This window comes from Pseudomonas sp. P105, from assembly GCF_032614175.1.
Lineage (GTDB): Bacteria > Pseudomonadota > Gammaproteobacteria > Pseudomonadales > Pseudomonadaceae > Aquipseudomonas > Aquipseudomonas rhizophila.
The window spans coordinates 62,821-80,674 of sequence record NZ_CP126694.1 but is presented as its reverse complement, the minus strand read 5'-3'; the positions used below and the strand labels follow the sequence as shown (position 1 = coordinate 80,674).

Annotated in this window: 23 protein-coding genes; 10 read left to right on the top strand and 13 right to left on the bottom strand. The window is 56.4% G+C overall.

The genetic code is table 11. From position 1 onward, the window contains the following. Nucleotides 1–12: 12 nt before the first annotated feature. The 10 genes from QOM08_RS28680 to QOM08_RS28635 form a co-directional block, all read right to left on the bottom strand. Nucleotides 13–1,200, bottom strand: coding sequence for a hypothetical protein (locus QOM08_RS28680; RefSeq protein ID WP_316913275.1), 1,188 nt, complete (start codon nucleotides 1,198–1,200; stop codon nucleotides 13–15). Continuing rightward, on the bottom strand, nucleotides 1,200–2,318 hold the full coding sequence (locus QOM08_RS28675; RefSeq protein ID WP_316913274.1) for a toxic anion resistance protein: 1,119 nt from the start codon (nucleotides 2,316–2,318) through the stop codon (nucleotides 1,200–1,202). Before QOM08_RS28675 ends, QOM08_RS28680 begins: the two co-directional genes overlap by 1 nt. A 10-nt stretch (nucleotides 2,319–2,328) precedes the next feature. Further along, on the bottom strand, nucleotides 2,329–3,102 hold the full coding sequence (locus tag QOM08_RS28670) for a protein KlaA (RefSeq protein WP_316913273.1): 774 nt from the start codon (nucleotides 3,100–3,102) through the stop codon (nucleotides 2,329–2,331). 208 nt (nucleotides 3,103–3,310) lie between these two features. Next, nucleotides 3,311–3,670, bottom strand: a complete 360-nt coding sequence (locus QOM08_RS28665) for a hypothetical protein (RefSeq protein WP_083182235.1) — start codon at nucleotides 3,668–3,670, stop codon at nucleotides 3,311–3,313. A gap of 639 nt (nucleotides 3,671–4,309) precedes the next feature. After that, nucleotides 4,310–4,627 (bottom strand): hypothetical protein, encoded by a 318-nt coding sequence (locus tag QOM08_RS28660; RefSeq protein WP_316913272.1) that lies wholly within the window; start codon nucleotides 4,625–4,627, stop codon nucleotides 4,310–4,312. A 222-nt stretch (nucleotides 4,628–4,849) separates the two neighbouring features. After that, nucleotides 4,850–5,314 carry a hypothetical protein gene (locus QOM08_RS28655; RefSeq protein WP_316913271.1) on the bottom strand — a complete coding sequence of 155 codons (465 nt, stop codon included), beginning with the start codon at nucleotides 5,312–5,314 and terminating at the stop codon, nucleotides 4,850–4,852. Next, nucleotides 5,311–5,760: a hypothetical protein gene (locus QOM08_RS28650; RefSeq protein ID WP_316913270.1), complete on the bottom strand. Its 450-nt coding sequence runs from the start codon at nucleotides 5,758–5,760 to the stop codon at nucleotides 5,311–5,313. Before QOM08_RS28650 ends, QOM08_RS28655 begins: the two co-directional genes overlap by 4 nt. Before the next feature lie 93 nt (nucleotides 5,761–5,853). Next, the gene (locus QOM08_RS28645; RefSeq protein ID WP_316913269.1) at nucleotides 5,854–7,098 is read right to left on the bottom strand and encodes a DUF1173 family protein; all 1,245 of its coding nucleotides are present in this window, start codon (nucleotides 7,096–7,098) and stop codon (nucleotides 5,854–5,856) included. Between the two features lie 23 nt (nucleotides 7,099–7,121). Then, entirely contained in the window at nucleotides 7,122–7,892 is a 771-nt protein-coding gene (locus QOM08_RS28640; RefSeq protein WP_316913268.1) for a hypothetical protein, read from the bottom strand. Nucleotides 7,893–8,327: 435 nt separating this feature from the next. After that, on the bottom strand, nucleotides 8,328–8,765 hold the full coding sequence (locus QOM08_RS28635) for a hypothetical protein (protein ID WP_316913267.1): 438 nt from the start codon (nucleotides 8,763–8,765) through the stop codon (nucleotides 8,328–8,330). Nucleotides 8,766–9,063: 298 nt separating this feature from the next. On the opposite strand from QOM08_RS28635, the gene QOM08_RS28630 reads away from it, so the two are divergent. The 3 genes from QOM08_RS28630 (at nucleotide 9,064) to QOM08_RS28620 (ending at nucleotide 10,266) form a co-directional block, all read left to right on the top strand. Next, a complete protein-coding gene (locus QOM08_RS28630; RefSeq protein WP_083182224.1) occupies nucleotides 9,064–9,297 on the top strand; it encodes a hypothetical protein in 234 nt (77 codons plus the stop codon). A gap of 285 nt (nucleotides 9,298–9,582) precedes the next feature. Continuing rightward, the gene (locus tag QOM08_RS28625) at nucleotides 9,583–9,852 is read left to right on the top strand and encodes a nicotinamide mononucleotide transporter (RefSeq protein ID WP_316913266.1); all 270 of its coding nucleotides are present in this window, start codon (nucleotides 9,583–9,585) and stop codon (nucleotides 9,850–9,852) included. 75 nt (nucleotides 9,853–9,927) lie between these two features. Then, a complete protein-coding gene (locus QOM08_RS28620; protein WP_316913264.1) occupies nucleotides 9,928–10,266 on the top strand; it encodes a hypothetical protein in 339 nt (112 codons plus the stop codon). A gap of 91 nt (nucleotides 10,267–10,357) precedes the next feature. Here QOM08_RS28620 and QOM08_RS28615 read toward each other — a convergent pair whose 3' ends face one another. Next, nucleotides 10,358–10,960, bottom strand: coding sequence for a hypothetical protein (locus tag QOM08_RS28615; RefSeq protein ID WP_316913263.1), 603 nt, complete (start codon nucleotides 10,958–10,960; stop codon nucleotides 10,358–10,360). 38 nt (nucleotides 10,961–10,998) lie between these two features. Next, nucleotides 10,999–11,280, bottom strand: a complete 282-nt coding sequence (locus QOM08_RS28610; protein WP_316913262.1) for a hypothetical protein — start codon at nucleotides 11,278–11,280, stop codon at nucleotides 10,999–11,001. Nucleotides 11,281–11,460: 180 nt separating this feature from the next. On the opposite strand from QOM08_RS28610, the gene QOM08_RS28605 reads away from it, so the two are divergent. The 6 genes from QOM08_RS28605 (at nucleotide 11,461) to QOM08_RS28580 (ending at nucleotide 16,867) form a co-directional block, all read left to right on the top strand. After that, entirely contained in the window at nucleotides 11,461–13,221 is a 1,761-nt protein-coding gene (locus QOM08_RS28605; protein WP_316913261.1) for a PRTRC system ParB family protein, read from the top strand. Nucleotides 13,222–13,235: 14 nt separating this feature from the next. Beyond that, nucleotides 13,236–13,709, top strand: coding sequence for a hypothetical protein (locus tag QOM08_RS28600; RefSeq protein ID WP_316913260.1), 474 nt, complete (start codon nucleotides 13,236–13,238; stop codon nucleotides 13,707–13,709). 11 nt (nucleotides 13,710–13,720) lie between these two features. Further along, nucleotides 13,721–13,933: a PRTRC system protein C gene (locus tag QOM08_RS28595; protein ID WP_083182219.1), complete on the top strand. Its 213-nt coding sequence runs from the start codon at nucleotides 13,721–13,723 to the stop codon at nucleotides 13,931–13,933. A gap of 195 nt (nucleotides 13,934–14,128) precedes the next feature. After that, nucleotides 14,129–15,403, top strand: a complete 1,275-nt coding sequence (locus QOM08_RS28590) for a hypothetical protein (protein WP_316913355.1) — start codon at nucleotides 14,129–14,131, stop codon at nucleotides 15,401–15,403. Next, entirely contained in the window at nucleotides 15,393–16,094 is a 702-nt protein-coding gene (locus tag QOM08_RS28585; protein WP_316913354.1) for a PRTRC system protein B, read from the top strand. Before QOM08_RS28590 ends, QOM08_RS28585 begins: the two co-directional genes overlap by 11 nt. After that, a complete protein-coding gene (locus QOM08_RS28580; RefSeq protein WP_316913353.1) occupies nucleotides 16,094–16,867 on the top strand; it encodes a PRTRC system ThiF family protein in 774 nt (257 codons plus the stop codon). Before QOM08_RS28585 ends, QOM08_RS28580 begins: the two co-directional genes overlap by 1 nt. A 1-nt stretch (nucleotide 16,868) precedes the next feature. Here the strand turns inward: QOM08_RS28580 and QOM08_RS28575 are convergent, their stop codons facing one another. Then, the gene (locus QOM08_RS28575) at nucleotides 16,869–17,168 is read right to left on the bottom strand and encodes a helix-turn-helix transcriptional regulator (RefSeq protein WP_316913356.1); all 300 of its coding nucleotides are present in this window, start codon (nucleotides 17,166–17,168) and stop codon (nucleotides 16,869–16,871) included. Between the two features lie 128 nt (nucleotides 17,169–17,296). Here QOM08_RS28575 and QOM08_RS28570 point away from each other — a divergent pair, with 128 nt between their 5' ends. Continuing rightward, nucleotides 17,297–17,854 (top strand): hypothetical protein, encoded by a 558-nt coding sequence (locus QOM08_RS28570; protein WP_316913352.1) that lies wholly within the window; start codon nucleotides 17,297–17,299, stop codon nucleotides 17,852–17,854.

Here is a 17,854-nt window from a genome sequence, read left to right as displayed (position 1 = left end):
TTCACGCATTAACTACCGCGCTGGGGTAAGCAACTGACCAATGCGACGAACTCTGCGAAAGATGACTTGCGCGATCGATTCATGACCCGTGGCGATTGCGCAAAGCAACCCTGCCAGGAGAAGTGTCCAGAAGCTGTTGCGCTTCCATTCGCTTGCATCGGCCAGGGCGCTCAGGCGATGCTGTTTTGCTCGATCAGAGAGCGATGGGCTTTCTGGGCCTAGTGCAGTTGCCTCGATGGCGTAGGCAACGCTGGCCGGTACGGCAAAGCTGCCGTTGATTTTGCCCTCTCGTAGGTTCTTCGCTGTAAGCACGACCCATTGCGACGAACTGCCGTCGACGATAGATGCTTGGGCTAGCACATACGCCCTGGCCATCTCGTCCAGATCCTCTCTGGAGCTGAGCAGGCGCTGAAGGGTCGACATTTTCTTCGATTCAACCGCGGCGAAGAACTCGTTAGGCTTGCTTGTCCTCGCGGAATCACCTACCTCTATGAACATGCCCATGGCATAAGGCATTGTGCCGATCATCATGGCAGGAATGATGTGAGAAACGCGCTGGGTAAAGATCGCAGCCCCTACACCCGCAATCATTGCAACCGCGCTGAGCATTTTGAGCGCTGTGCTATTGAGGATCGAGCCGACAACCGATTCGACCCCCATAAGCCCGCCGATACCGCCGCCGGCATGGTCAGCTGTTTGGAAAGCCTTCGCGATCGCACCAGGAACCAGGATCTGATCAATAGCCGTGGATGGCTCGGCGGCGAGACCCAGCGCATAAAATACCCCTCCGAGTATCGCCAAACCCAACGCGGTACCGCCGTAGATTAGGGTGCCTTTGCGCAGCTTCTTCGCCCGCGAGGTCAGTTCTTGCAGGGCCGCATCAAATGGCGTCGGCGGCGCCGGCTTGGATTGGGATTGAACACGTTTTGGAGGCTTCGGTTGAGCCTCGGCCTTCGTCGATGTGGCCCGCTCCGGCTCCACAGGCAGAGGCTCAGCTTGCTCCCCCGACCTTAGGCCTTCTAGAAGCTCCAGATTTTGGCCAAGGACGCGCTGCGTCTGTCCGGCGAGCAGCCGATCTAAGGTGTCCTTTCGCTGGACGCCGTATTTACTCAGTCGATCCGCGATCTCATTTGCAGGAACGTTTATCTCTGCAACTTTGCCGTCGACCCGCAGCCGGAACAATTGGACTTGATCTGTCATCAGTGAAGCTCCTTCACTGTCTCAGTCCTGCCCAGGCGCTTATGAAGGTCGAGGCGCATGCCCTGGATCTCTTTCTCTGCGGCCTTGCGTTGAGCCACGCCTTCGCGCTGGATTTTGATCACGTCTTCTACGGTCTGGATCAGCGTGGCCTGGACCTTCTGCAAGGTGTCCACGTCGATTACCAACCGCTGGTTAGCCTTGGCCGTCTCTACGGAGTTGCGGTGAAGCAGCTCGGCGTTGCGTTTGAGGAGATCGTTGGTGGTGTCGTCGATTTTGGTGGCCAGCTGGACGGCGTTCCGCTGCTCGTTCAGTGTCAAAGCCAGCATGAATTGGCGCTTCCAGGCCGGCACAGTGATTTCCCGGATTGTGTGGAACTTGTCCACCAGCATCTGGTTATTCGCTTGAATCATCCGAATCGTCGGCAGGCTCTGCATAGCAGATTGCTGGAGCGCCGTGAGGTCACCAATACGCTTGTCGAGGTTGGAGATCAGTGCGTCCAGATCCGCAACTTGCTGCAAGCGGGCCGGGTCGTTCCCGATGTTCGCCCGAAGCTGAGAAACTTGCGCCTGTAGCTCCGCCAGGCGCTGCTTACCGGCGGCAATGTGGATGCCAAGCAGTCGATGCTCCTCGCGTACCGCAACGAACATGGACTCGAGGCCGGTATTCCGAGCGGAAATACCCGCTTGAGTTTGGTCGACTTCAGCAACGAGCTTTTCGATTTGCTCCCGCGTGGTGTCGAACTGCCCCATGACGGACTTCCCGCGAAGGGTTACCTTGTCGATCAGCTTGCCGATGACAGGGATGCGCGAACGGCGATCGGAAAGCGCGCTGACATTGAGCGACTGCGCGACGGCAACCACCTCGCTCAGCTTTGCGCCGGCATCGTCCAGGTCGCTGTTACGAACCTGGTCGAGCAAGCTGTCGGCGTAGGAGGACGTGTGTTCCGCCACTTCCCTGCCGAACTGAGAAACCGAGAGCGGGTTTTCTGCCTGGATCAGTGCCGCTACAGCCTTGATCTGGGGGATGTCCTGTTCCTGGAGACCAAGGGCCTGGAGCCCTGCGGGAGTAAGCTCGGTGTTGGCAGTGGCGAGATCTGTCACGGTAGTTTGCTGCTGCATGTCTTGCTCCTCAGTGCTTCACGCCATTCAGGCTTTCAGACAGGCTGGCCATCAGCGCCTGATGCGCCTTACTGGCAGCCTCGACCATCGCCGGGCTCATGTGTTTGGTGGTGATCAGGGTAAGGGTGTGTTGCCGCCATACTGGAACAAGTACGGTAACTGTCTCTCGGAAGCGATCGAGCATGTCGAGGGCTTGGGCGCGGCTGAGCTTCATCTGACTAACGCTCAGCTCGTGTGAGGCCAGAAGTGTTGCCAAGTTGGCAAGCTTTCGCGCCAGCCGCTCTCGCGGCCGATCAAACTCGATCTCCCCCTCCGCTACTGTCCCGATGAGAGGGTTTTCTTCGAGAAATTCGCGCCCGGCCTGGATGAATACTTTCAGTGCTTCCGCCTCTTCGGCGTGGGCAACGATCATTCTGCTGATGGCGCTGACCGTATCGCGTACACCTTGGGCATGCCCTTCAGCCTCGGCCAGTAATTGCTCCAGGGTTGACCGGGCGACTTGATAGCGAACCTGTTTTTCAACGGCTCCGCCCAGAACCTTTTCGAGCCAGGTTGGCTTCCGGGTAATCTGCTCAGGCGATGCGTCGGCCATTTTCGAGAGGACTTCTGCGATTTTGGCCGCAAGCGCCGCCGCCGACCCACTCTCCATGAGATCGGAGAGTTGATCGATTTTGGCAGAGCTATCCGCTACGCCCCCGTACTCGCCGAGTCGAGCCGGGATAGCAAACAACTCAGGGATTACCTGCTGCTTGAGGTGGTCGATGCTGACCACTGAATGTGTCATGGCGGAAAATTTCTCCTTGGATTTGTTGGAGATCGTACCTGCCGTATTCTTTGGCGGGGTGTTATTTCAGACGCTTTTACCGACTGAAAGCGCAGCTCAAAACCGTTGTACCGCGAACTCCAAATAACCCAAACCTCTCCAATTCGTTTCAAAAGTGGCGTGAAAAATCACCCCCATTTCCCGAGCTATGCGAGTTCTTACCCCTTAGTCATTCCGAGGGAAGGTAGAGCGCAACCAGCGGCACGCAGAGGCGAACGGCTCCCCGCATGTGCAGAGTGGTCGGTGAATGGACAATCCGGTCAAGCAGCCACGCCCACGATTTGACGAGCCGTTCTTCGGGAGGTGTTGACTCCTCCAGATGCTGTTTGAATTCGGCAAACTTTGCCTGGCTATGCTCGAAAACACAGGTCTGCCGACAGATTTCGGCCAAGGTCCGGATGTCGTCACTGTTCTTGATCAACGTGGATCGCAGATCTGAATTGTCTCGATCCATAGCGGACAGCAGGTCACTCATTATCCGGTCGATCAATCTCGGCTCGTCTTCTTGATGCTCGTTTGCGATTGGCATTGCTTGCTCCTTTTACGGGTTCGGCATCGGTTTTACCCGACACGTTGAAAATCCCAAGGATGCAAGAAGCATTAGCCCGTACAGCTCGGTTTCAGACAGCTTTTCCGCCTAGGGCACTGGCACTGACGGTAGAGGCGTAGCACTCGATGCCGCCCAGGCAGCGCAATCGCCTGGATGCATGAGCAGATGATTTTCGGTGTTGAAGGGGGGCGAACTTTGCAGGGGGGGAGGAATAGCCCAGCCCTCTCTGGGAGGGTTAAGCCGGCATATCAGCGCTCGGAAGAAGGATGACCTTCCCAGCAGCAGGACGCCACCAGGTTAAACCAGCGCATTGGCATCGAGGGAACCGCAGCCACGTGGTCTACTCTTTATGGAGCGCAAACATGTCAGTTTGTTGATTCTCTGGATCGGCCTTCGGCGCATTCAGCGGGTGCCCCAACTGTCGGCGCACCTCGGCGAGCCATGCCTTGTAAGGCGAATTCTTTCGTGCCCCCCAAGGGTATGCCTCGGCCAGCGCCTTTCGCAGGGCCTGCTGGTTGCTTCGCCCCACGCGGCGAATTACCTCCCCGACTATAGGTGCTGCGCGATCTGCCCATGCCACGGCATCATCCTCGATTATGCGCTTTGTGCTTGATGTTCCTAGCCCGCGGGATTAGAGATTAGTCCCGCAAATACGCCTTCAGTCTGCATTTTATGAAGGGTCTTTAAGATATTTGTCAGATCCGGGTACTCCAAAATCGCATTTTCCAGATCATTAACGGTAGCGGTATCAGGGAGACCAGCTAAGACGGTAATCAAAACATTTTTCTGTTCATCATCCAGTGTTTCACGCGCTGCGTGCTCAAGGAGTTGCGCAATAAACTCCGGCGACGTGCGAGCTACCTTCAACGGACTGAATCCTGAAGACGCTTTTTTACCACCGACGAGTATCGTGTGGCCACGTTCTTTCCCACTCATATCAGGGCCTCATCAATTGTTGAGCTTTTGGCTCGGGCTTGAATTCTTTGCTGTATCCGCCAGATTGTGTAGGGTGTGGCAATTTCCGCAGGCGAGGTAAACGGCAGGGAATAGTTTACCCTCAATGTCTTCCCCCTGGGGGTCTATGCGGTACGACCACATATCGTTGCAACCGCAGTTGCCGCAGATGAGGTGGAGACGAGCACGGGCCATGGAGCATCCTTATCGTTGCGGGGTGAGTGCCAGCGTCACAGGCTCGCCATTGCAGACCGCCAACCAATCAACGAAACTCGCAGGCTCATTGGCGTATATGCTGACATTGTTTTCGGCAAGCCAGGTGGCTAGATCCTCCAGGGTTGCAAAGCCTGGACTCAGAGGGGTTCCCTCGGTGGTGAGTTCGTACATCATGAAGTTTGTACATCCTGCCTCTGGCCAAAGCGGCATGTAGTCCTCCGCGTTTGGACGGGGACCATCCCACTCTTCAAAGCTCAATGTGCGATGAGCAGCGCCAGCATCCTCGGGGAATTCACCCTGCGCCCACTTGGCAGCGTTTTCATCCCATTGAGCCGCTTTACTCGAAAACTCACTACTGTTGAACAGAGGAACGTAGCGAACCTTTCCATCGGGGTAGTACCCGTCAGAGGGGTGTTGCCAGTTGGCCGGTACCTTTCTAACTTCGCGGATCATTGAGTGGCTTCCTCAACGTTTTCTTTTGTGGCGTCCAGTTGAGCTTTTGCAGCAGCCGCGATGCGGTCCATGCTTTCTTGCCCAAGGATCTCCAAAGTAGTCGGCATCAGTGCAAAGGGATCATTGCTCACGCCTGTGGCCATCAAATGCTCACTGAGTTTATTGGCCTGAGCAATGTGTTCGACGAAGTAGTCCGCACAGCCCTGGGCCCCACTTTTTTCAGCTACATTGCAAAGCGCTTTGGCATGATCGCCGTTGAGCACAAAGAATACGCGCTCACTCAGGACGATAGCTGTTGTATCACTTCCATAGCCGTCGCTACGCGGGTTGTAACTAACGTGAACGCTAGAGCCAAAGCTCCGCGTTACGTTGGGAGAGGGCGAATTCGTAACTGGGCAGAAGCTGCCCTTCATCCCAGTAGACTTATTCGAGAGTACGGATTGCATGTCGTTGTTCCTTGAGAGGCAGTCCCGATTTGAGGCTTTTAGCATCGCACGAGATTTAGATAACCCAAGAACGCCGGCTTTCGACGAAGGAACTCAGGACTTGGCCGGGAAAGGAGGGATATTTATTCCTTTCGGGTCAGCCGCGGCATTCCACGACCACCACCCTTCCCCGCCGTACTCCCGGTTATACCAAGCCGTTTTGACGGCCTTCCGTTCCAGGTAGGCAGGTGTGCTCATGCCGAACACCTCCAGGGGGTAGTCTTTACCCGTGTCCAAAAGCCAAAAGTCGGGAAATACCTCACTTTCATCCGCGTCGTAGCGGAGAGGTTTATCGAAGCTACGGCCGGCGGCGTGGAGTTTGGCCTCAATCACCCCTTCGTAATCTGAGTCGACGGGAATCCAGCGCTCACTGACTTGCATTAAGGCCAGCTCAACGACATCTGCCTGGGAAAAAGACTCGCCCTTCCGCGGCGTGACCTGAGCGATGGCGATAACTCGACTTCCGCGCTTCCAGGCGGAAAGCTCTCTCTCAAATCGGCGGGCGGCTGTGGCCCAGACCGCCGGGGGCAGATTTAGCATGGGCATCCCGAACGGCCCGGCCAGCGGCAATCTGCTGATGTCTCCAGAATGACGTTCAGGGTTATAGCGGGCCAGCGGCGAAATCGCGACGAGCCGGAGATCACGAGTCATCGCGGACTTGGCTATCGCCTGGTTGCGAGTCGCCCCCTTGCTGTCCTTCAGTGCCGCCAACAGCAACACTTCGCTCAGTTTCATTCGGCTTGCGGCGACGCGTTCAGCAGCCTGTAGAAGCGCATAGTTCACAATGCCACTGTTGCGCTTGCCCTCCATTGCTGGATACCAGGTGGAAAGTCGCGACTCAGACCAAAGCAGATGCAGTAGCCCGAGCAACGTCATAGCCGGCTTGCTCTTTCCTGGCGATCTTTTCACTGCAGTGCTTTCGCTTTCCTCGGATCGAGCAGCCTGGACTCGAATGCCTCGAGCCAGGCGCACCCGAATGCTGCCATCTTCGCCCTCCTCGACTACGCCCACGGCATAACCTTGCATACCGGAACGCTCCGGGGCCGGGGCGTAGTACCGACAATCGTTTGAGTGCTCATGACCTGTACCGGCGAACCGCGCCAGGTGAAAACCATCGCTATCTTCACGTCGCTTGATCGAGAGTTTTCGGGAGCCGCTGCTTGGGCACTGGCAAATTGCGTGAGTGCCGTAGGCCTTCTCCAAAACGATTTTCCAATTTTTTGCGTACTGCTGATCGGTCTGGAACTCCGAGGAGTAACGTTTCCCTGAGATCAGTACGGGATATCGACGGTTGAGCATGATCTTTTCTCTCCTGATTCGGGTCAGGCAATTGCGCGCTGCCGGCGGGCATAGGCTGCTTCAGCACGGTTTGCTTCGATCTGTATATGCAGCTTGACCAGCAACTCATATCCGGACTTGGGGCTCATTAGCGCAATACCGAACAATTCGTCTGCTGGAATGCTCCCGCACTCCCCATGAAACCGTTCCTTTCGCTCAATCATGGAAAATATCCCTTCCAGGTATCCAGTCTCAACCGCCTCAGCAGGAAGGCTGGGGTTTTTCAGGTTGAAGATCTCTCCGGTTGGCCACTCCAGGCCATCAAGTGGGGGAAGGTTTTCCAGCGCCCAGTGACCAGTACGCATGACTGCTCGAGCGATCTCGTACTGTTCCTGGTCATTCTGATACCAGCTATCGATGGTAAGGAGCTGGTCTCGAGCCCGGTCAAGGCGTTCGAGGTACTTGGAGCGAATTGCCCGCTCATCATCAGAAAGGCTGTCGAAGCCATCGACCCATATGGGGAGGATACGCAGCGCCTCCCAGCGCAGCAGGCATCGCAGCAAGGTCGAGCGTGTACCGCTCATGATGACTTCGCCCGGTTCCAGCAGCTGATTGTGGCTGTTGTGCAGACCGACGATGCAGTTTGCATGGAGCCAGCGATTTCTCTGGATAAAGTCATGGATCGCTTCAGGCTCGTGCGCAAGCGGATCTTCGCCAGCAGGGATACTGAATATCTTGGGCGAGAGCGTGACCACCAGCCGGTCAGCGGAGTACGCCCTCATTTTGCCGAGGGCGCAGAGACTGCGAATTTTCATGAGAGCGAATCCTCCTGGTGTATTCGATCAGGAGGCTATCGCGGGAGGTGGGATTTGAAATCCGTTTTCAGGACCTAAGAGCGTCGGAATTACTCACCCTGTCATGCGGGCGGTACTCTGGCAAACCGCAATCACCGAGCAACCGGGGGCGCTGGCGAATCGACTCACCGTACAAGCGCTGACGGTGAACCTCATCGGGATGGCATGGCCAGGCACCATGCACCATCCTATAAATCCTCATGAGATAGTCGTCTTGCGTGGCCATGTGGCTGATGTGCCACGGGCATTGAGTGAAAAGATTTGTTTGAGTTTGGATCTGTTCAACCACCTCTCGATGTTCATCCAGTCGCTTGGAAATGTTTCGAGCAAACTGAAGTTGATCCCTCATAACTGCAACTCGAATGAAGCCCAAACGTCGAGCTATCGCGTCTATCATCACCACTCACCGCCCTTAGAAGACTGGTCAGCACTGTACTTGGCGAGAGCATCAGATGCGATCTGGGCAAGTACGCTGTCACAGTCCATGTGGCCTGTCGCGCCCGTTGATATCTTGTTCAGCGCCTCTACCAGTCCCGTTATCACAGCGTTAGAGCGCCGGTTAGCCACCTCCTTCAGCGCCATTGTGACGTTCATGAATCCCATCTCCTTTGCTTTGCTCCATACCTCGTCGTAAAGCTCAGCCTTGTAGCTCAGGCCAGAAATTACACGCTCAGCGTCTGACTTAAACACCAGGCCATCATCGTTAACTGCGTTGTCGAAGTTGATCCGATCGCTGCGGGTTTCGATGTACGTCGTTTCGTCGTCGTAGCTCATCACCTCAATGGTGGCTACGACTTCCAGCTCCGGACGGGCTTCGGTGTTTTGATTGCTCATTACGCTTCCCTTGATCAGTTGATGAAGCCAGCATCCCATGGAGTGAAAAACTCCCAACCAGGGACGACTGGTGGATGAACCGGAATGCCACGCCCGTCCCATTGGTAGGCTGAGCCACTGTGGCTTGGCCTGATCCTATCGGGCCGGGACGCAGGCCGGGCGCGTTTTCACGCTGGATTAGTGCCTGAAATGGAGGTCGTCCAACGGACTGTTGGACAAATTCGACAGGTCATCGGAGTTGGGTTTTCTGTGGCCGCGTTCACCCTAAAGGCCCATCCAGTTCAAACGAGTCATTTGCATGAGCCAGAAAAACACCAAAGAGCCGCTGACCTTCACCGCACGCTTGGTCAACTCCCACCATGGCTTTCAGGATTTCGATATCGACGGGCATCCTGTGGTGCGGCGTGCCTGTGTTCCCAACTCGATCAAAAAGGGCGAGCACTTCAACGTCTACCACGGGGAAAGCTCGAAGTCGGGCGCTGTATGGACGGGGACGCTCGGTGACTCCCTCCGCAAATTTGCGCTGATCTGAGGGGAGCCTATGTGTTTCCCTCGCAAACCCAGTTTGGGACGGTACAGCGCGACCAGGGCTGAGTGGTGTCAATCCTACCGGCAAGCCCGCATTGCTGCTGGCAACGGTTTAGATCCCAACCCCAAGTCCTCTGGTATCACCTGGAAGGCGCAGTTGATCGTCGCTTTTGAACGCCGTGGCCACGACCCTCTGGCCTATCCCGTCCAGTGTCGGCTCAATGCACACAGGATCATCAATGAAATTCGAGCCGAAGAAATCTCCCAGGAATATGCGAAGGACTGACCTATGACCCTGTATTTCGAGTGGATCGGAAGCATCTGCGGCGTCCTCGGGGCGCTGATGATCTCCACCAATACCCGTGTGTCTCCGTGGGGATGGTGGTTATTCCTCGTTTCGAGCTTGAGCCTCTGCTGCTACGCAGTTCTGGCGCAGGCCTGGGGATTGTTGCTGCTGAACGGGTGCTTCGTTGCTACGAACGTCACCGGCTTGATCCGCTGGTGGTACCCCGCTGTGTCAGCCATGCGCTCTACCAGCTTATCCCGCGTCGAGGGGTAAGCGGGGCGTGCTTGATGACTTGGGTTTTGGGGAGCGGTCGGCATGCTGGGGGCATTCTTCATTTGGAGTTACCACATGCAACTATTCAACCCGATCCACAAGGCAGAGCTGATCTCTATCGTAGAAGAAGCGTCAGCTAAAGCAGCGAAGAATGCGGGTGTTGTTCAGGAGTTGGTTTTCCCGCACATCTACTTCGTTCTCAGCAAGCGCCTCAGCGTAGTTGAAGGGGCGGCGGCTATTGCGGAGGCAAAAGATTCCGCTCTGTTGACTGCACTCACTGAAGCAAAAAAAGCGCTTCAGGATTGCGTGTCAGTGATGAGCAACGATCTGGGAGGCTTGAAGCTGATACAGCCAGAGCTTGAGGGTGCGCGCCAAGCCTTGGCAGCGGTTGAGGCGGTGTTTGTTGGTCAGTGATTCTCTGTTTCTATGAAAGCAAAAAGCCCGGCGTCGATTCGGGCTTTTTGCTACTTGAAACATGCACCACCAGTATCACGAAACGGAAGCTTCACACCAACGGAGGTGGCGAGCCTTGAATAGCGGTTCTCAGCAAGTGATTTGCGTGCCAGTTATCGCTTCCAAAGTTTCCATTCCGCCAGTCTGGTGAGTCTTCATCCATTGCTTCGCAGATATATTCCCAGCGCTCGACGAGCCTTTCCCATACCAGAGATACATCTCTCATTTGGGGTAGCAGAATGGCGAACTCAGGCACTTGTTCCAGGAGTAGTCGGCAGCGCCTGAGATCAGAAAGATCGTGAGGATAGTTGCCCTCCTCCAAACCAGGCATTCCTGTAAAACGCTGGAACATGCTTTCGCTACTGGCTCCCCGCTCACCTTCTTCTAGCCAAATAATTGCTTTGTCCGACAAAGGAAAATCCCCACGCAGCTCCTTGGTCAGCAGCTTGCTGGTTGCTCGTGTGTCTGGATCTGCGACCAGTTGTTCCAGGGCAGCAGGCGTGCCAAACACCGTGTTCGCCCCAAGACGTTTGGCCAGCAAAGGAGACATGACAGCGCCTTCTGCAGCCTTGGCCATAACAGCGCATAGTTCGGTGACGGGGATCATCCCGTAGATGATGGTGCATCCATACTTCTCGGCGATCTCATACTTCATTGGGTGTAACTCCAGGTTCAGTGTTTTGCGATTTTTACTCACCACGGGATTTTCCCAAGAAAGCCGAGCATACCCATTGAGCCACCGCCTAATAAGCAGAGCAAAAACAGGGCCTTACGAAGCCCCCTCCGTTGCCCGTCGATGTTTCTGGCCAAGACTGCTCCCAAGGTCGCGCCAGCTAGCATCCAAGCGCCGAAGGAGAGCAACTTCATTTGGAAGTCAGAAATAGCTGCTGAGGCGAATGCGGGAAGCATGGTTTCGGCTGAAGCCAGAGCCACCGGCGTGAGCATGAGGATAAAAACGTGGGCGGTCTTTTTCATTTCGATCAGGGCCGTGGGTTGCCCTACCAGGGAGGGATGCGATTAAGGTACCCCGAAAAAAGACCCCTATTTTCCGCTTTCAGGCGTGATTAGCGTCCGAAATAACTGGCGCGACTTGAAGCTTGGGTTTTCCCGGACATGGGTGAAGCTGAACTCATTGCAAACACGGAGTTTAGCCAAGTGAATCAGCAAGTAGCAGAAGTACTCCCCCTCAGCCGTATCCGCCGCAACCCACAGATCGACCCGCGTAAAGGCCGGAAGAAGTCCGCTTATGAGCAACTGGTACGTTCGATCAGCGCGAAGGGCATCATCCAACCGATTCTGGTCAGGCCTGTAAGCGATGACCCGAACTACGACCATGAGGTGGTGGCTGGGAACCGGCGCTGGACGGCGGCCCATGATGCGGGCCTGATCGAGGTTCCCGCCCTGATCCGCGCTATGAGCGATCAGGAAGCGCGGTTGATCGCTGCTCTGGAGAATCAGGTGCGGGCCGACCTGACGCCAATCGAAGAAGCCCAGTCTGCGGTAGTTTTGCTGGAGGACATGGCCAACGACCATTTGGCGGTGATGAAGGCCTTGGATTGGTCTAGAACCAAGCTCGACAGCCGCCTGCTGCTCGCCCACGCCTGTGATGCGGTGGCCGAGGCCCTGCTGGAGGAGCAGATCAAGATTGGTCATGCTGAATTGCTATGCCGTCTCCCCGCTCCCGATCAAGCGGGCATTCTGTCGAAGATCATCGAGAAGAACTATTCCGTCGAGCAGACCAGGGCGCGCCTGCTGGAGTTGACTCGGGACGTTTCGACTGCACGCTTCGACACCACGGAATGCCGGAGCTGCATCCACAACTCGGGCGCGAATGCCGATTTGTTTGAGGCAAGCCTTGGGGCGTCTCGCTGCCAAAACTCGGTCTGCTGGAACCGGAAAACCGAGCAGCTAATTTCTGTTCGGTTGATCGAGGCGCAGGAGGAGCACGCGGTGGTTCATAGCGAGCTGAATCTCGCCAAGGACTCATACGTGAAGCTCGTCGCACGGGGCGAGGATGGTGTGGGAGAACAACAGGCAGCGGCGTGCGCTACCTGTGCAAGCTTCGGCGCAGTGGTCATGGTGTCGAGGGGGCGCGAAGGCGACGTGATCGGCGGCATGTGCTTCAACAAGCCTTGCCACAAGGAGAAAACCGCCGCGTACAAAACCGCTCTGGCCACCGTAACGAACACAGCGCCAGCCACCGTTGCCGGGGGCGCTGTTGGAGCAGCCCCGGCCAAGCCGAAGGCCGCAAGCGCCAAGCCCACCCAGGTGAAGAAGTCGCTACGCCGTGAAGCCTTCGACCTTTACGCCCGTATGAGCAAGCAAGTCGTGCTCAATGACCGCTCGCTAGCGCTGGCAGTGGCCATCGTCAGCATGTATTTCGAGATGCGCAGCGACCTCAAAAGCGAGCTGCGAGCACAGATGGAAAAGGCCATGGGCGTCACAAGCTCCCTGATGACTACGGCTCGCGCCGATGCCGAGATTCGGCTTGCGCAACTCGGGGAGGAAAAACTCCTCACGTTCATGGGCAGCATGGCTGCCGCCTCGCTATTCCGCACGGATAGCGCTGACGCATTCGAGAAATCCGTGTCCGGTGCTCAGTCGCTCAAATTCATGGAGTACGCCAACGTCGATCCGGCCAAAGGATTCGTGATGAACGAGAGCTACCTCAAAGCTCAGGTTAAGGCGGGCATCATCGAAGACTGCAAGCGTTCAGGCTTTGTCGCCGCCTACAACGAGGCGAAGGGCGAAAAGGCCTTTGAAGGGCTGGCCACCGGCAAAGCAAGCGCTCTGATCGACGCCATCCTGGCTTTCAAAGAGTTCAGTTGGTTGGGTTATTTGCCGCCTGCGTTACAACTATCGGCACAGGGCGGGAAGAACCCCGCTCCCCAGCAATCCGAATCGACCCAAGCCTGACAGGGAACATCATCATGCAATCTACGTTTTTTTCCGTAATGGCTGCTGCATTGGCGGGCACTCAACACCGCGTCAATGTGGCAATCGAAACCGCCTCCGCCGATGCGCTGAAAGTGATGATTACCGCTGACCTCGGCCCTACCCCTGAGAAGGCATCCGAACACGAAGTGCAGCTTCGTGCCGCCATGTGCCGCCCGCTGATCCTGGTAGGGAGTGCTGTTGAAATCGAGGAGGCGCTGATGAAGCGCCTGACACAGCACGTCCAGGCGCTGAACGAGGGTGTAAGCCTGCTGGATGAAATCCGCTCGATTGGTGCCACCGTGCAGGCGAAAGCCGCCGCACCAGCCACTGAGCAGCCTGCAAGGCCTGCCCTTGATGCCGATGCCGATGCCGATGCCGAGGATAGTAACGCTTCTCAGGCAGTTGCTGGTTCGGGCGCGGATAGCAGCTCGGATGAACCCAATCTGGACCTCGCGGCCTCCTTCTAGGAATTGCACTCATGGCACTTGTTGAAATCTCTCTGGCCCGTGTCTTTCGTTACGCCGGACGCGACCTCCCCGACCCGCAGCCAGAAATGCCTGTGACTGACGTGCTCAAACACTATGCCCGTCAGTTCCCGAAGCTCAACGGAGCGAAAATTATCGACCCCATTGTGGAGAATGACAGCTATGTCTACGAGTTCCGAGACGGCGGATTCGGTGCAAAAGGTTGACCCGCTTGAAGTCCTGAAAGCGTGGGAGCGTGGCGAACTGGATCGCCACCTCCCATCCGGTACCGAACCTGATTGTTTAGACCACCAGCAGAGACAAAGGCTATGGAAGTTGCTCTCCTCCCCCGCCAACCCCGGCACTATCGACTTCCAACTGCCGCGTTGACACCTCTTAGCTTGCCGAATGTTGGGCCTGTGATGCGTGAAGCACAGGCCCAACTGTTCAGCCGGGACTATGCAGGGGTGGTCGACCACCAAGCTCATAGCATGCTGTGCCGGGAGGCCTTGGAAGCTGGCCTGGTAGCTGAAAGCTCAATCGAATGGCTTCGGCAGTACCCAAATAGCTACGGGCTGCATCGCCTCACGGTCGAAGTAGTACAGTGCCTTGGTGCGTCCTTTGCCATCAGTGATGAAGGCCTTTTTCCACAGCGCACGAGCCTGCTGAATCGGCTAAATACCCCATACGTCGATCCAGTTGAGACGGCATCCTATGCAATCGCCGCTGTAGAGGCTGGGCTGGTCGGACTTGATGCGCTCGCCCCCCACATCGAGGCAGGCCCTGATGGGGCAGGCAGGATAATGGCGGAGCTGGAGCGCTCGCTGATTGGCCGGGTCAAGCTGCCCACATCCGTTGAGGACGCCTACTCCTTCGGAATCCAGGACGGTCATTTCTTTCTGGAGTCGAGCTGCTTCGCTACTTTCACAGTTCAAGCGCCAGCGAGCCTGGAACTGCGGGTGCTTCTTTTCAAGACACTCGACGCGATGACACGCCATCTGCTGCCGTTCCATACGCCAATGACCTTCCTGGGGCCGCATAGCTACCTCAACCACGGGCTTTCGGAGGCTTTCGAGGAGCTGTCTCCGCGCTTGGCCACACAATCCAGAGACGAACTTTGTGCCTTCCTATTGGACGATTCGGTCGAGCATGAGGATTACATCGCTGAATATCTCTACTGCCATGGCCAAGACGAGGACTCTGTAAACAGCTTGCTTGACGCCATCTATGAGATGGATGAATTGAAACAGATAGCTGGAGCCACCCTTGGCCAGGGAGATCGATTGGAGATCGAGGAGCTGTCCGATCAGGCGCGGCAAATCTGTGAGCGTGATGATGCACACGCCCCGCTGATTCAAGTGCTGCGGGAGGCCTTGCAGCACTGTCTGGAGCAGGACGCCAGTGGGTTGCTCAAGGAGTTCAACCCCCATAATTTGCCAGGCACAGCCGGTGATGGGGTTTCTCTTTTCGAGAGCATTCTGGTTTGCCTGACTAGGGATTTTCCAAATCTAGAGCAGAGTAGTTATGACGGTTTTGACGGCATCGTCGGCGGCTCTGGCTTCCCAGCCATCGGGTTACCGCTGAGTCCTGATCAGTTGCGAACCGTCACCCTGCCAGTTCTAGACACGCTATCGCTGACCCTAGGTCTGTTGCAGCGAATCGCCGACGCTTTAGAGGAATGCGGTAATGCTGAGTGAAAAAGTTTCGAGCAAGGCCATGCTGATACACCACCACAGCCAGACCGGCGTGGTCACTGTCACCAGTCACAGCGTCATTGCGCTGGAGGACGGTAAGGCCGGGTTCACGTTGGGAGCCGGGAGGGCATTTAGTTCCTACGATAAATCCGAACTGGCGGCACTGCTGTTGAATGAAGATGCGGGAGCAGAATTTCTTCCCGAGCATTATCTGTTCAGCTCACGCACTGTCTTGGCGTGGTACCGCCGCCCTGGCCTGCACGATATTCCTATCCTGGGCGAGCGCATACGCGCCCCGCTGCCGGGCTTGATCTTCATCGCTGCGGCAAACCAATCCTTCCGTTGCTTTGCGTTCAAGGGCAATCAGCGCCCGACGCCGGAGACAGAACTCTTCTATGCCCCGCTGGGGAATGTGTACAAAGGCGGAACCTTCTGCACTGGTAGCGGCAATGTTCCTCGCGATGTGCAACGTGAGAACATCCCAGCCTGGGAGAATTTCGTTCTGGAGAGCGACAACACCCACAGCGGCACGGTTGAGCCGGTGGCGGGTTGCCGCTCGTTTGAGGCCCTGAAAGAATTTTACCGAGCGCTGAGCGAGAAGGGATCGAACCGGTTCCCAGCCTCGAAACTGGTTTCAGCAGGGTCATACAGTGGCCCGCTAACGCTAGCGCAAGCTATCAAAGGGGGTGCGTGATGAGCGTTCATCCGATCACCGCTCACCAATCCCCTATCTATAAGACGCCTGCATCGTGGGTTGAACGCGCCCCGCGCATTGTGGTTATCGGGGCTGGGGGCAATGGCAGCGAGGTGGTTGATGCGTTGGCCAGCTTCCACCATGCGCTTCGCTCCCTCGGCCATCCAGAGGGCCTTGAGGTGGCGGTGATTGACGATGCCATCGTGCGCGAGCCGAACCTTGTACGTCAGCGTTTCTGGCCGTGCGACCTGGGCCAATTCAAAGCAATCAGCTTGGTGAATCGCTATAACCTCATGCTGGGTACGTCTTGGGAGGCGCTGCCCTTCCGATTTCCAAGCCGCGAGACGGTAGAGACGATGCGCGCCGCCGACCTGATCATTTCCGCTGTTGACCTTTCTTCGGCACGCCGTGCAATTGCCAGCAGTTCAGTGCTTTCCAAGCACTGCATGTGGCTCGACCTCGGCAACGAGGCTCGACATGGGCAGGTTGTGTTCGGGGCTGCGCATAAGGACAGGCGGGGCCTCTACCCCAACGTCATGGACGCTTACCCTGAAATCGAAACACTCGAAGATGACACCAAAAAGTCCTGCTCGGTTGCGGAAGCCATAAGGTCGCAGGACTGTTTGGTCAACCGTGCGGTCACGACTGCGGGAATGAGCATTGTGTGGGAGTTGCTACGGACGGGCGAAACCGATAAGCACTGGATCACAGTAGATCTGGCGTCCGGCTGCCAGAACGCCTTTCCGTTCCCTACTGTTCCCAAGTGCGCCTGACTCAGCCACTTCCACCTTCGCATTGATCCAGCCGCTGCTCCATCTGCGATATCAGGTCAGCGGCTTTAACTTCGAGGGCTTTGGACAATCTCATTATCAGCGGAAGGGTGGGTAGGCTTTCGCCCCGCTCGATTTTTCCCAGATGTGCGCGCTCAACCCCAGCCAGGAGAGCAAGTTTCTCCTGGGCCAGGCCCGATTTTAGGCGTTCTTCGCGCACGACATTACCAAAAGCTCCTGCCACCTGAGGGTCAAAGCTTGATGTTCCTGCCGGTCGCCCGCGTGTAGGTGGTCGCTTCTCCATAGACAGAAGCGTTATCGGCAGGAACAATTAAAACCACGTTTAAGAATACTCGCTTCGCTACTGACGCTATGCCCAGAGGGCCAGCGTAGCGGTTTATTTGCACTCTCCCCTGGTTAGGACTACCAAATATGACTCACATTGACCCCTCCGTACCCCAGCATTTGGCCGAGCTTTACCAGGAACTCAACGCATCGAGAGCTTCCTTACTGGCACTGATCGAGGCCGAGGGTTCAGGCATCCATCGGCGAACTGTGGATCAGCTCGACCGCATGATCGCAGAGATATTTTTTCCACTGGAGTCCGTTGTTTACAGCGAGGAGGCTATTTCTTCCCCGGATAATGCTGAGGCTGTAACCCCGGCGGGGTATGCGTGGCAGGTAACCGGCCGCAATGGCGATGTGAGGACGCTCCGCTGTGCCGAAACGGAGCAGGAAATTTCCATCTCAATTGAGCAAGCGATTACAGACTTCGCCTTGGTGCCATATCAGCTGCCGGAAGCCTATCTCTCTGACCTGGATCGCACTCCGTTGCAACTAGAGAAAAAGTATGCGCTCAGTGGAAACGACCACCCTTTCCTGACCAACTACCAGTGGCTTCAAGCAGTGCGAAGCAACCAGACACAGCTTGGATACTGGCAGTGGGTATTGGCAGAGCTTTCGACACTGCACCACAACTCACGCCTCTGA